The organism is Streptomyces sp. NPDC008092, from assembly GCF_042957285.1.
GTDB lineage: Bacteria > Actinomycetota > Actinomycetes > Streptomycetales > Streptomycetaceae > Streptomyces.
Genome location: NZ_JBIBHY010000005.1, coordinates 445,570 through 458,073 on the forward strand (window position 1 = coordinate 445,570; position 12,504 = coordinate 458,073).

The 12,504-nt window shown below is 72.7% G+C and carries 11 protein-coding genes; 6 read left to right on the forward strand and 5 right to left on the reverse strand.

Features of this window, described 5'->3' with window-relative positions; genetic code table 11:
• Positions 1-39 precede the first annotated feature (39 nt).
• Positions 40-414 (reverse strand): STAS domain-containing protein, encoded by a 375-nt coding sequence (locus ACFZB3_RS18435; RefSeq protein WP_089101928.1) that lies wholly within the window; start codon positions 412-414, stop codon positions 40-42.
• Positions 415-797: 383 nt separating this feature from the next.
• On the opposite strand from ACFZB3_RS18435, the gene ACFZB3_RS18440 reads away from it, so the two are divergent.
• Positions 798-1,379 (forward strand): sigma-70 family RNA polymerase sigma factor, encoded by a 582-nt coding sequence (locus ACFZB3_RS18440; protein WP_391376679.1) that lies wholly within the window; start codon positions 798-800, stop codon positions 1,377-1,379.
• Positions 1,376-2,659, forward strand: a complete 1,284-nt coding sequence (locus ACFZB3_RS18445) for a maleylpyruvate isomerase N-terminal domain-containing protein (RefSeq protein ID WP_391376680.1) — start codon at positions 1,376-1,378, stop codon at positions 2,657-2,659. Before ACFZB3_RS18440 ends, ACFZB3_RS18445 begins: the two co-directional genes overlap by 4 nt.
• 228 nt (positions 2,660-2,887) lie before the next feature.
• Here the strand turns inward: ACFZB3_RS18445 and purU are convergent, their stop codons facing one another.
• Entirely contained in the window at positions 2,888-3,772 is an 885-nt protein-coding gene (gene purU / locus ACFZB3_RS18450) for a formyltetrahydrofolate deformylase (RefSeq protein ID WP_391376681.1), read from the reverse strand.
• Between the two features lie 56 nt (positions 3,773-3,828).
• Entirely contained in the window at positions 3,829-4,275 is a 447-nt protein-coding gene (locus ACFZB3_RS18455; protein ID WP_391376682.1) for a hypothetical protein, read from the reverse strand.
• Between the two features lie 172 nt (positions 4,276-4,447).
• On the opposite strand from ACFZB3_RS18455, the gene ACFZB3_RS18460 reads away from it, so the two are divergent.
• On the forward strand, positions 4,448-5,764 hold the full coding sequence (locus tag ACFZB3_RS18460; RefSeq protein ID WP_391376683.1) for an ABC transporter substrate-binding protein: 1,317 nt from the start codon (positions 4,448-4,450) through the stop codon (positions 5,762-5,764).
• A 31-nt stretch (positions 5,765-5,795) separates the two neighbouring features.
• On the opposite strand, the gene ACFZB3_RS18465 is transcribed toward ACFZB3_RS18460, so the two are convergent.
• Both ACFZB3_RS18465 and ACFZB3_RS18470 read right to left on the reverse strand, forming a co-directional pair.
• Complete coding sequence (locus ACFZB3_RS18465; protein ID WP_391376684.1) at positions 5,796-7,421, reverse strand: hypothetical protein; 1,626 nt, start codon at positions 7,419-7,421, stop codon at positions 5,796-5,798.
• A gap of 199 nt (positions 7,422-7,620) precedes the next feature.
• Positions 7,621-9,006 carry a transcriptional regulator gene (locus ACFZB3_RS18470; RefSeq protein ID WP_391376685.1) on the reverse strand — a complete coding sequence of 462 codons (1,386 nt, stop codon included), beginning with the start codon at positions 9,004-9,006 and terminating at the stop codon, positions 7,621-7,623.
• A gap of 274 nt (positions 9,007-9,280) precedes the next feature.
• On the opposite strand from ACFZB3_RS18470, the gene ACFZB3_RS18475 reads away from it, so the two are divergent.
• The 3 genes from ACFZB3_RS18475 (at position 9,281) to ACFZB3_RS18485 (ending at position 12,492) form a co-directional block, all read left to right on the forward strand.
• Positions 9,281-9,943, forward strand: a complete 663-nt coding sequence (locus ACFZB3_RS18475) for a bifunctional DNA primase/polymerase (RefSeq protein ID WP_391376686.1) — start codon at positions 9,281-9,283, stop codon at positions 9,941-9,943.
• 186 nt (positions 9,944-10,129) lie between these two features.
• Positions 10,130-10,903 carry an ATP-binding cassette domain-containing protein gene (locus ACFZB3_RS18480; protein ID WP_391376687.1) on the forward strand — a complete coding sequence of 258 codons (774 nt, stop codon included), beginning with the start codon at positions 10,130-10,132 and terminating at the stop codon, positions 10,901-10,903.
• Complete coding sequence (locus ACFZB3_RS18485; RefSeq protein ID WP_391376688.1) at positions 10,900-12,492, forward strand: transporter; 1,593 nt, start codon at positions 10,900-10,902, stop codon at positions 12,490-12,492. Before ACFZB3_RS18480 ends, ACFZB3_RS18485 begins: the two co-directional genes overlap by 4 nt.
• Positions 12,493-12,504: the final 12 nt, after the last annotated feature.

Sequence of the window (12,504 nt, forward strand, 5' to 3'; positions counted from 1 at the left end):
CACTGCCGTAATCGTCGGCTATGGGCACGCGCGCCGTGGCTATGCCGAGAGCGGGTCCTCCTCGTCGGCGGTCGCGCTGTCGATGTCGGCGTAGACGTCGAAGAGCCGCCGCACGCCGAGGGCGCCGAGGACCCGGTTGACGTGAGAACCGTCACTGGCGCCCTGGGCGGGCAGTATCAGCCGCAGCCGGCCCCGGCAGGAACGGATCAGGCGGCGGGCGGCGATGAGGACGCCGACCCCGCTGGAGTCGCAGAAGAAGACGTCGGAGAGGTCGAGGACCAGGCTGTGGTGGCCCTCGGCGACCACGTCGTGCACCCGCTGGCGCAGCACCGGCGAGGTCACCAGGTCCAGTTCGCCCGACACCCCGAGTACGGCCCACTCGCCCTGTTCGACGCCGGTCACCTTGAAAGCCACGGCTCAGCCCTCCGCTCGCCGGATCTCCGGAACCGCCCGGAAACGGAGCGTGTTCCTACGCTTCTTGTCGCGCGGCTGCCCAGCGGCCGTTCCCCGAAACCCCGGATGACAAACGAACACCGATCGGGAAGGGTCTTGTTTCGGTCACGGTCAGTCCTGTTCGATCAGAAACAGAAGGTTTGACCGGAGACGAATGTGAGAGCCGACGACTGGTCGAGGAGCAGCCGAGAAGTACCGGAAACACGTACCGGAAGCGCCTACTACCACCTGCGGTCCGTCAAGGGGCGCGCATTGCCATAAAGGGGCGTGCGCTGTCGGGCGTGCCGACTACATTCGAGGTGACGGTGGAGACACGCTGGACACAGGCACGGGGAGGGGGCCGCATGGCGAAGAAGGACGTACCGCCCCGCTGGGACCGCAAGATGCAGCAGCGGCTCGCACGCGGCGAGGCGGCCGCCCTCGGTGAGCTCTACGACCGCTTCGCCTCGCTCGTGCACGGACTCGCGCACCGCGTCCTCGGGGACGAGCGGGCCGCCGACGGCATAACCCGCGAGGTCTTCGCCCAGGTCTGGGAGCACCCCGACGCCTACGACCCCCGGCAGGGGCCGTTGCGCTCCTGGCTCGCCGCGCTGGCCCACCGGCTCGCCGTGCAGCGCCTGCGGGCCACCGAGACCGCCGCGCTCGCGCCGGGCGACGGCGGCTCCCCGGAGGCCGCCGAGGAGCTGGAGCACAAGGTGCGGCGGGCCTCCGTCGCGGCCCGCGCGGACTACATCGTGCACTCCATGCCGGCCCCGCTGCGCGCCGCCCTGGAGCTCGCCTACTTCCAGCGCCGCGACTACCGGCAGACCGCGGTGGACCTCGGCGTCACCGAGGACGAGGCCCGCCGCCGGCTGCGTCTGGGCCTGCAACTGCTGTCCACCGCGCACGACGCCGGGACCCCGCCCGGATACGGGGGTGGGCGGTGACCGGCGCCGAGTTCTCCGGGGCGCACGACGGCACCGGCTCCGGGGACGGTGACGTGCCCCGGGACGGCGGCGGCGACCTCGGCCGGCCGCCGCGCATACCGCTGCCCCGCAGCTCCGTCGAGGACGGCGGGCAGCCGCTGCCCGACTCGGTCGGCGGCCTGCCGCCCGTACCGCTGGAGCTGTCGCACGACGTCCTGAAGTCGCTGCTCGGGGCGTGGGCGCTGGCCGCGTGCTCGACGGCGGAGTCCCTCGCCGTCGAGGTCCACCTCGGCGACTGCGGGGCCTGTGCGGACGAGGCCCGGCGGCTGCGCGAGGCGGTCGGCCTGCTGCACCAGCCCGAGAGCCTGGACCTCGACCCCGGCCTGCGCACCCGGGTCCTGGAAGCCTGCCTGGACCGCCGGCCGGCCAGGATCCCGATCCCCGCCTGGGCGGCGCCGTACGACGCGGAGACCGCGCGCCTGGACGCCCTGCTCCAGGACATCGGCGACGCGGAGTGGCACGCGCCGGTCCGGCTGCGCTGGTTCGACGGCGAGGCGGCGGCGACCCGCCGTACGACGGTGGCCGGCGTGATCGCGCATCTGCTGACCGTCGACGGGCTGGTGGCGACCGCGCTGGGCCTGGAGGACCCGCTCGGAGAGTCCCGCGCCCAGGGCCCGGCCGCCCGCACCGAGGCGTTCTGGCAGGCCTCGCACTTCCCGCCGACGCGCGCGGTGCGGGTGCCCTGGCGGGAGCAGAGCCACCGGCTGGTGCAGACCGTCTCCTTCACCGGCGGCGGCGCCGGGCGCCTCGGGGTGTCCTACGGCGACTTCGAACTGCCGTTGCACGACGCGATGCTGGACCGCGCCTTCGAGTGCTGGGTGCACGCGGAGGACATCGCGGAGGCCGTGGACTATCCCTACGGGCCGCCGGCCCCCAGGCACCTGCACCGGATGATCGACCTCGCGGCCCGGATGCTGCCCGTCGCGCTGGCCGAGCGGCGGCGGGCGGGGCTGGCGTCGCCCGGCCAGACGCCCCACCTGGTCCCCGCGGGACGGCCCGGCCGCAGCCTGCGGCTGGAGATCGAGGGCAACGGGGGCGGCGAGTGGCTGATCCCGCTGGACTCGCCGGGGGCGGTGGGCTCACCGGAGTTCGAGGTGGCGCACGTGGCGCTGGACGACGTGGAGTTCTGCAGGCTGGCCGCGGGCCACGTCCCTCCGGAGGAGGCGGCCGCGGGGCAACTCGGGGACCGGGCGGCGATCAGGGACGTACTCTTCGCCGCCGCGAGCCTGAGCCGGATGTAGGCGGGGTCGCCCACGGGGCGGGGGGTCCTGTCGCACGGCGGCTGCGGGCGGTTCGTGGCTGGCCGCGCAGTTCCCCGCGATCCTGAAAAAGACGGGGCCGCGCCCCGCGTTCAGCTTTCAGGGGCGCGGGGAACTGCGCGAACGGCCCCCCACTCGGCCGCAGTCGCCGTACGACGGAACCACCCGTCCCCTCGGGCGCAGGCTCCACCCCCGCACGGAAAAGTGCCGTCAGGCGAAAACAACCGTCCGTCGGCCGTTGAGCAGGATGCGGCGCTCCGCATGCCACTTCACCGCCCGCGCCAGCGCCTGGCACTCCACGTCGCGGCCGATCGCGACCAGCTGGTCGGGGGTGACGTCGTGGCCGACCCGCTCGACCTCCTGCTCGATGATCGGGCCCTCGTCCAGGTCCGCCGTGACGTAGTGCGCCGTCGCACCGATCAGCTTCACGCCCCGCGCATGCGCCTGGTGGTACGGCTTCGCGCCCTTGAAGCTCGGCAGGAACGAGTGGTGGATGTTGATGATCCGGCCGCTCAACTGCTTGCACAGGTCGTCCGAGAGGACCTGCATGTAGCGGGCGAGGACGACCAGCTCGACGTCCTGCTCGCGGACGAGGTCGAGCAGCCGGGCCTCGGCGTCGGCCTTCGTCTCCTTCGTCACCGGGATGTGGTGGAAGGGGACGTGGTACGAGTCCACCAGTTCCGCGAAGTCGGTGTGGTTGGAGACCACGGCCGCGATGTCCACCGGCAGCGCGCCGATGCGGGCGCGGAAGAGCAGGTCGTTCAGGCAGTGGCCGAACTTGCTGACCATGAGGACGATGCGCATCCGCTCGTCGGCCCGGTTGATCTGCCAGTCCATGTGGAAGGAGTCACCGATCGCCGCGAAGCTCGCCCGCAGCTTGTCGACCGTCACCGGCGCGTCGGCCGAGAAGTGCACGCGCATGAAGAACAGGCCCGTGTCGTGGTCCCCGAACTGCTGGCTGTCCTCGATGTTGCAGCCGGTCATGAACAGGTAGCTCGACACGGCGTGCACGATGCCCTTTTTGTCCGGGCAGGAGAGCGTGAGGACGTACTGGTCGGCCGGGGCGGCCTGGGCTCGGGTGGGCTGATCGGTCATGCACCACAGAATCTCATGCCCCGCCCGCCCCGCCGGTCAGCGTCCGCTGGACGGACTCACGCCGCCCGCGTCATGATCCGCAGCACGTCGAGGCTGCGCGGCGGGATGTCCGGGTCGTCGCCGTCGCTCGCCGCCAGGCGTATGTGCGCGTCCCGGGCGGCCCGGACCGCGTCCGGCCACCCCTGGTGCTCAAGGTAGACGGAGACGTGCGCGTCCGGACCCACCTGGTGCATGATCCGCAGCACCCGCAGCACGGCGGTGTCGACGAGCGCCGCCTCCTGCGAGTCGCGGAATATCGTCCCGACGTATTTCTCCGCCGACCAGTTGTCCAGCCAGGTGTCCTCGACCAGCCGGTAGACCGCGTCGGTCACGTCGCCGTACCCGTCCTGCCCGGCCAGCCAGACGTTCCGCTGGAAGTCCGGGTCGGAGAGCATGTGCAGCGCGGAGCGCACATTGCTGCGCCAGCGCCACCACGGCATGTCGTTGAGTGGCATGCCGCCCATGGTGGAGGAGCGACGGCCGCGACGGGAAGAGTTCTCCGAACCTTGCACGGTGGTCGATCGTACGTTCCTCGTCACACCCCCTTAACGGGGCCCCCGCAATTCACCTGCAAGTCACCTCTCGTTGACCATGGGTCACTTCCGGGTTAGTGATGTGGCGGAATCGTGCGTGTCCATGACCGGCAGGCGCCCCACCCCCAGCACCACCGCGAGCAGCATCCTTCCCGCGGCCCACCGGCGCGTCAGAGCCACCGCTCTGTCCGCGGTGGCCATGACGGCCTGTGCCGCACTCGCGGCGGGCTGCGGCGTCATCCCAGGAATGTCGACCTCGACGGACGACTCGATCAAGGTCATGACCTGGGCGCCGCAGGGAACCAGCGCCACCAACAAGCCCGGTATGCCCGCCATGGCCTCGGCCTACATCAAGTGGGTCAACTCCCAGGGCGGCATCCACGGCCACAAGCTCAAGCTCCTCACCTGCAACGACCACAACTCCAGCGTGGGCGCCGCGACCTGCGCCCAGCGCGCGGTCGACGAGAACGTCGTCGCCGTGGTCGGCTCCTACAGCCAGTTCGGCGACTCCTACTTCGCCCCGCTGGAGGGCGCGGCCATCCCCTACATAGGCGGCTACGGGGCGTCGAACAACGAGTTCACCAGCCCCGTCTCCTACCCGGTCAACGGCGGCTCGCTCACCCTGCTGGCCGGACTCGGGGAGGCGCTGGCCGACTCCTGCGGCCCGGTCACCCTGGTCCGCCCGGACAGCATCGCCGGCGACCAGCTGCCCCAGCTGCTCGACTCCGGCCTGCAGGCGGGCGGCCACGCCAAGGCGGTCGACCAGCTCGCGGCCGAGGACCTCACCGAGTACGACCAGCAGTCGCAGAAGGCGCTGGAGAGCGCCACCTCGGACGCGGCGAAGACCGGCTGCGTGGTGCCCGAGCTGGGCGACCGCACGGCCACCTTCATGGACAACTTCCAGCGGGCGCGCCAGGACTACCCGAAGGTGAAGACGGCCGCCGAGGTCGGCAGCGTCGACCAGACGGTGATCAACTCCACCGGCGGTGCGGCCGGCCCCTACGAGGGGTCGTACATCACCGGCTGGTACCCGGTGGCCTCGGACAAGCGCTGGGACGAGATGAAGAAGGTCATCAGCAAGGAGGCCTTCGGCGACAACCGGATCGACCCGGCCGACGCCGGCGTGCAGACCACCTGGATCGCCTACCAGGTCCTCACCGCCGTGCTGGAGAAGATCGGCGACGGCGAGGTCAGCTCCGACAGTGTGCGGCGCACCCTCAACGACGGCCTGAAGGTCTCCACCGGCGGCCTCACCCCGTCCCTGACCTGGCCCTACCAGGGCAAGCTCGCCGCGGCCGGCTTCGCCCGGCTGGTCAACGCCGACGTGAACGTCCAGACGGTCCGGAGCGGCCTGCTGCAGTCGTCGAACAAGCAGGCCCTGGACATGACCAAGATCCTGGAGAACGCCGACCTCAGCTGACCGGCACGCGCACCCGCGCGCGCCGGCCGGGTCACAGCTGGGTCGGCTGCCGCTGGGTCAGGCCGTACTTGCTCGCGATCGTGTTCCACAGCGCGGCCGCCTTCACCTTCTGGCTGCTGGCGGTGCCGCTCTCCCGGTTGCCGGCGGCGGTCTGGCCGGTGGTGCGGGCCTGGTCCTTGCGGCAGCCGTGCTTGCCCTTGGCCTGGTCGGCCCAGGCCGCGTAGTGGTTGTCGGCGTTCGCGGAGGCCTGCCAGGCCTTGGTGAGCGAGGTGCTCAGCTCGGCGTTGCCCGGCAGCTTGTCGACGGACAGCTTCGCCAGCCGGGTGACCAGGTCGGTGCGCTGCTGGGCGGCGTTGCGCAGGTCGGAGGCGGAGCTGTCGAGGTTCCTGCACTGCTTCACCTGGGCGACGGCGTTGATCACCGAGGCCCGGCTGCTGCCGCTGTCGGCGAGCAGCTTGTCCAGGGCGACGGCCTGCGCCTTCGCGGGGTCGGCCGCGGCCGACGAGGAACCGTCGGAGGCCGGGGCGGACGCGGCCACCGTCTTGCCGGAGTTGTCCGAGTCCCCGCCGCCGCTGAACAGGGCCCCGGCGCCGATGCCGAGCACGGCGATGCCGATCCCGACGGCCGCGATCAGCGGCACCTTCGATCTGCCACCGCGGCCCCGGCCGCCGTCGTCGTCGTGGTGGTCGTGGTGGTCGTACGAGACCGGGGGCGGGGTGTACGCCGGCGGCTGCTGGTAGCCGCCCTGGGGCTGCTGCTGGAAGCGCGGCAGCTGGGCCGTGGACGCGGCCGGGGGCTCGCCGCCGGGCCCGCTGCGGAAGAGGTTGTCGAACTCGGCGGGCGGCTGCCGGTCGCCGCCGTCCTGCGGGCCGCCGGCCGGGTACGGCGCGATGTACTGCGTGGCGTCGGCGTCGGAGTGCGCCGCGGGGGCGGGGCGGCCGCCGAGGTAGGCGGTCTGCTCGTGGGACATCTCGGGCGGCAGCATCCCGGGGCCCACCGGCGGGATGAGCTGGGTGGCCCCCTCGGAGCCCGCGGGTATGGGCGGTATGAACTGCGTGGCGCCCTCGTCCACCGGCGCGGCGGGCACCGGCGGTATGAACTGGGTCGCGCCCTCGTCGGCGGGCGGCAGCGCGGCACCGTAGCCGCCGTGGCCCCCCTGCGGGACGGCGGGCGGCAGCGCGGCGCCCGGAACGCCGTAGGGGTCCTGGCCGGCGGCCGGGGGCAGCGGGGCGCCGTAGGGCTGCTGGGGCTGGGGAGCGCCGTAGCCGTACGACTGCTCGTAGCCGCCGCCGTACGACGGAGCGGGCGCGCTCTCCGGCGGGAGCGGACCGGCGCCGGGGGCCTGGGCCTGGTCGGTGTGGAGCTGGGCGGCGTGCGACTGGGCGTTCCAGGCGGCCGGCAGCTGCTCCGGAGCGGCCCACTCCTGGCCGGCCGCCTGCGGCCAGCCCTGGCCGGGCGGCTCGGGCTGCGAGCCCTGCTGGTGGCCGGGGCCCCACGGCTGGCCCCAGGACCGGCCCTCGGACGGCGCGGCGGCCGGGGCGGGCGGCTGCGCGACGGGGACCGGGCTGCCCGTCATACCCGGCAGCAGCGGCTCGCCACCGTCGGAGGGCAGCACGATGCCTTCGCGCGCGGGCTCGCCCTGTCCACTCTGCGTCACCGGGACTCCTACTAATGGGGGACCTTGTGAATCGGGCTCACGCTACCGGGTCCCCTCAGCAAGGTGCCACGCAGCCGAGGGCGCGATCTTGTTCCCTGTGACGGCAGTAACAGAACCGCCCCGCGGTGCGCTGTATATGCCGCTTCTTCCACGGCAAGGTGTGGTTTCCCACATGTTCACGCAGCCGCGGGGCAGGAATTCATGCGGCCGCCTGCAGGTCCAGGCGTGCCCCGAACTCCCTGACCACCGGTTCGTCCCGGAACGGCTCCAGTCGCTGCTGGAAGTCCTCCAGGTACTCGGCGCCCCGGTTGGAGCGGACCGTCTCCAGCAGCTCGACCGCCTTCGTCCCGGTGGCGCAGGCCTGTTCGATCTCGCGCTGCTGCACCTGCGCTGTGGCGAGGAGCACATAGCCGATCGCCCGGCGCCGGGCCCGGGTCTCCGGGTGTCCGTCCAGCGACTGCTGCGCACACCTGGCGGCCGCCTCGGCCTGGCCCAGGTCGCGGTGGCAGTGCGCCAACTCGTCGGCCAGGTAGGCCTCGTCGAAGTGCCTGATCCACGCCGGGTCGTCCCCGGACGCCGGATCGGCCGCCTCCATCGCCGACGCCGCCCGCCCGGACGCCAGCTGCGCCGACCGCACGTCGCCCAGCAGGGCGTGGCCCCGGGCCTCGGCCGCGAAGAACATCGCCTCCGCGCGCGGGGTCACGCGACCACGCGCCCCCTCCTGCGCCGCCCTCGCCAACTGGGCGATCTCACGCGGGTTTCCGAGCTGGGCGGCGAGGTGGCTCATGGAGGAGGCGAGCACGTAGCCGCCGTAGCCGCGGTCGCCCGCCGCCTGCGCGAGGCGCAGCGACTGGATGTAGTACCGCTGGGCGAGCCCGGGTTGACCGGTGTCCACCGCCATGTACCCGGCCAGCTCGGTGAGCCGGGCGACCGCGGCGAACAACTCCCGCCCCACGGACTCCCGGTAGGAGCCGGCCAGCAGCCCGGAGACGACGCTGTTGAGGTAGTGCACGACGACCGGGCGCACATGCCCGCTGCCGAACTGGTGGTCCAGATCCGTCAGCGCCTGTGTCATCGCCTTCACGGCGGCCACGTCGGACTGGCCCACCCGCGGCCCCGCCTGCCGTGCCACCTGCGCGTCCGGCGCCGAGATCAGCCAGTCCCGGCTGGGCTCGACGAGCGCGGACGCGGCCACGGACGACCCGGACAGGAAGTCCCGGCGCCCCACGTCGCTGCGCCACAGCTCGCAGACCTGCTCGATGGCCCCCAGTACCGTCGGCGAGAACTGGAGACCGACCCCCGACGCGAGGTTCTTGCCGTTGGCCATGCCGATCTCGTCGATCGTGACCGTCCGGCCCAGCTTGCGGCCCAGCGCCTCGGCGATGATCGCGGGCGCCCGGCCCCGCGGCTGCTGGCCGCGCAGCCAGCGCGCCACGGACGTCTTGTCGTACCGGAGGTCGAGACCGTGCTCGGCGCCGCACATGTTGACCCGGCGGGCCAGCCCGGCGTTCGAGCACCCCGCCTCCTGGATGAGCGCCTGCAACCGTTCGTTCGGCTGCCGCGCGACAAGCGGCCTTGCGGCCATGGCGTACCCCCTGCGAACTCCCTGTAGGGAAAAGATCCGGCCTTTGCGATCACTGCCCAGCGGACATACCGAAAATGCGGGACATGCGAGGATTGCCGGGTAAAGGCAGCGGAATTGCGGGGACGACCGCCACCGACCCCCCACGTGTGACTACCCGCTCACGCCCCGGTTCCTCCTGCGCGCCCCCGCACATGCATCCATGCGCCCCAGTTACGGAGAAGATGCTCCTCCCCCGCGCGCGTTACGCCCGTAACTCCAGGTGGGTGCGGGAGTTGTGTTGAGCGTGGAAGAGACGATCGTCGGCGCCGAAGCCGCTCAGATTCCGAAGCAGCGCGGGGAATCGCTGCTGGACACCGCCGTACGCTACGCCGAGGAGCGCCACTGGGACGTCTTCCCCGGCACCTGGCTGGAAGCGGTCGAGGGGGTGCAACGCTGTTCCTGTGGTGAGGTCGCGTGCGTCGCGCCCGGCGCGCACGCAGCGCGCCCGGACTGGGCGACGCAGGCCACCGGTAGTGCGACGGTGGCGCGCCGGATGTGGCAGAAGCAGCCGACGGCGTCGATCCTGCTGCCGACGGGACGTACCTTCGACGCGCTGTCCGTCCCGGAGACGGCGGGGTTTCTCGCGCTGGCGCGCATGGAGCGGATGGAGCTGACGCTGGGGCCGGTGACGCTCACCCCCGACCGCCGGATGCAGTTCTTCGTGCTGCCGGGTGCGGCGGTGAAGGTGCCGGATCTGGTACGGAAGATCGGCTGGTCACCGGCGTCACTGGACCTCACGGCGCTGGGCGAGGGGGCGTACGTTCCCGCGCCGCCGACGCGGTACGGCTCGCGGGGGGCGGTGCAGTGGGCGTGCCGGCCGACGGCCGCGAACCGGTGGCTGCCGGATGCGGAGGAGTTGATCTCGCCGTTGGCTTATGCGTGCGGGAGGGATCGGTAGGGCGCCTGTTGGGCTGTGCCGGGTGCGGTGTCGTGGGCGGCTGCGGGTGCATCGTGGCTGATCGCGCAGTTCCCCGCGCCCCTGACGGGGCGCTGTCCAGCCGTGTCTCACATGCGTCCCCACTCCCCCACCTCAGCCCCCACCCGCCGCACCCTCGGAACCTCGCCGCCCCCTTAGGGTTCACCCATGACCGATGCCGTACGTGTTCGTGGGCTCTGGAAACGGTTTGGGCAACAGGTGGCCGTCGGCGGGATCGACCTGTCGCTGCCCGCGGGGAAGTTCGTCGGGCTCGTGGGGCCGAACGGCGCCGGCAAGACCACCACCCTGTCCATGGTGACCGGGCTGCTCCGCCCGGACCAGGGATCCGTCGAGGTCGTCGGCCACGACGTGTGGCGGGACCCGGTGGCCGTGAAGGCCCGCATCGGCGTCCTCCCCGAAGGTCTCCGCCTCTTCGAGCGGCTCTCCGGCCGCGAACTGCTCGGCTACAGCGGCCGGCTGCGCGGCCTCCCCGGCGCCGAGGTCGACAAGCGGGCCACCCAGCTCCTGGACGTGCTCGACCTCGCCGGCGCCCAGCACAAACTCGTCGTCGACTACTCGACCGGCATGCGCAAGAAGATCGGGCTCGCCGCCGCTCTCCTCCACAACCCCGAAGTCCTCTTCCTGGACGAGCCGTTCGAGGGCGTCGACCCGGTGTCCGCGCAGACCATCCGGGGCGTGCTGGAGCGCTACACCGCCTCCGGCGCGACCGTCGTCTTCTCCTCCCACGTGATGGAACTCGTCGAGTCGCTGTGCGACTGGGTCGCCGTGCTGGCCGCCGGGCGGATCCGCGCGACGGGCACGCTGGAGGAGGTGCGCGGGGCGCATCCCACCCTGCAGGCCGCGTTCCTGGAGCTGGTCGGGGCGAGCGGCCGGGACGCGGCCTCCGACCTGGACTGGCTGGGCGGCGGGGCGGCCCGATGACGGACGTGACCGCCACCGTCGTACGGCTGAAGCTGTCGCTGCTGCGCAACGGGCTGCGGCAGTCCGGCGGCCGACGGGCCGCGTTCGTCGCGTCGGCGGTCCTCGCGCTGCTGTTCGCGGCACTGCAACTGCTGGGCCTGGTCCTGCTGCGCGGGCACGCGCACGCGGACGCGGTGGCCGTACCGGCGGCCGCGGTGCTCGCCCTGGGGTGGGCGTTCATGCCGCTGTTCTTCCCGGGCGGCGACGAGACCCTGGACCCGACCCGGCTGGTGATGCTCCCGCTGCGGCCCCGGCCGCTGGTGCGGGCCCTGCTGGCCGCCTCGCTGATCGGCATCGGCCCCGTGTTCAGCCTGTTGCTGCTGGTGGGCTGCGCGGCGGCGGTGGCGCACGGTCCGGCCGGCTACGGCGTCGCGGTCGTCGCCGTCCCCCTCGCGCTGCTGGTCTGCGTGGCCCTCGCGCGCGCCGTGGCCACCGCGAACGTACGGCTGCTCAGCAGCCGCAAGGGACGGGACCTGGCCGTCCTGAGCGGCCTGGTCATCGCCGTCGGGGCGCAGCTCGTCAACTTCGGTGCCCAGAGCCTCGGTTCGGCCGGACTCGGCAGGCTCGCGCCGGTGGCCGACGTGGTGCGGTGGCTGCCGCCCGCGTCGGCGATCGGCGCGGTGCACGCGGCGAGCGAGGGGTCGTACGGCCCCGCGGTCCTCCAACTCGGCCTGTCCCTGGCCGCGTTGGCGCTGCTGGTCGGCGCCTGGGCGCGGACCCTGACCCGGCTGATGACCGCACCCGACGGTTCCACGCTGCAGGCGCCCGAATCGGCCGCCCGGGGTCGTTCACCGGAAGGCGGGGGGCTGGGGCGGCTGCTGCCCGGCGGGCGCACGGGCACGGTCATGGCGCGCAGCCTGCGCTACGTGTGGCGCGACCCCAAGACCAAGGCCGCCTGGGTGACCTCGCTGGCCATCGGCCTGATCGTGCCCGTCTTCAACGCCCTGCAGGGCACCGGGTCGATCTACTTCGCGTGCTTCGCCGCCGGAATGCTCGGCATCCAGATGTACAACCAGTTCGGGCAGGACACCTCCGCCTTCTGGATGGTGGCGACGACCATCTCGTCCCCGCGGGACGCCTACGCGGAGCTGCGCGGGCGGGCGCTGGCCCTGCTGGTGATCACCCTGCCGTACGCCACGCTGGTGACCGTCCTGACCACCGCCCTGCTGGGCGACTGGCCCCGGCTGCCCGAGGTGCTCGGCCTCTCCTTCGCCCTGCTCGGCGCGATGCTGGCGACCGGCGCGTGGACCTCGGCCCGCTTCCCGTACTCCATCCCGCAGGAGGGCCACAAGAACGTCGCCCCCGGCCAGGCCGGCCTCGCCTGGATCGCGGTCTTCGGCGGCATGGTCTCGGCGGCCCTGCTCTGCTCGCCCGTCATCGCCCTGACGATCGCGCTGAACGTGCGCGCGGGGGGCGAGGAGTGGACCTGGCTGCTGCTGCCGGTGGGGGCGGCATACGGAGCGGCCACCACGTGGGCGGGGCTGCGCCTGGCGGCACCGCGTACGGCGGCCGGCCTGCCGGAGATCCTGACGGCTGTCAGCAAGGGGTGACGGGCCGGGGGC

Coding starts and splice junctions, on each gene's coding strand:
- ACFZB3_RS18440 (WP_391376679.1), top strand. CDS start 798: ATGGCGAAGAAGGACGTACCGCCCCGCTGGGACCGCAAGATGCAGCAG.
- ACFZB3_RS18455 (WP_391376682.1), bottom strand. CDS start 4,275: ATGGGCGGCATGCCACTCAACGACATGCCGTGGTGGCGCTGGCGCAGC.
- ACFZB3_RS18470 (WP_391376685.1), bottom strand. CDS start 9,006: ATGGCCGCAAGGCCGCTTGTCGCGCGGCAGCCGAACGAACGGTTGCAG.
- ACFZB3_RS18460 (WP_391376683.1), top strand. CDS start 4,448: ATGACCGGCAGGCGCCCCACCCCCAGCACCACCGCGAGCAGCATCCTT.
- ACFZB3_RS18485 (WP_391376688.1), top strand. CDS start 10,900: ATGACGGACGTGACCGCCACCGTCGTACGGCTGAAGCTGTCGCTGCTG.
- purU (WP_391376681.1), bottom strand. CDS start 3,772: ATGACCGATCAGCCCACCCGAGCCCAGGCCGCCCCGGCCGACCAGTAC.
- ACFZB3_RS18480 (WP_391376687.1), top strand. CDS start 10,130: ATGACCGATGCCGTACGTGTTCGTGGGCTCTGGAAACGGTTTGGGCAA.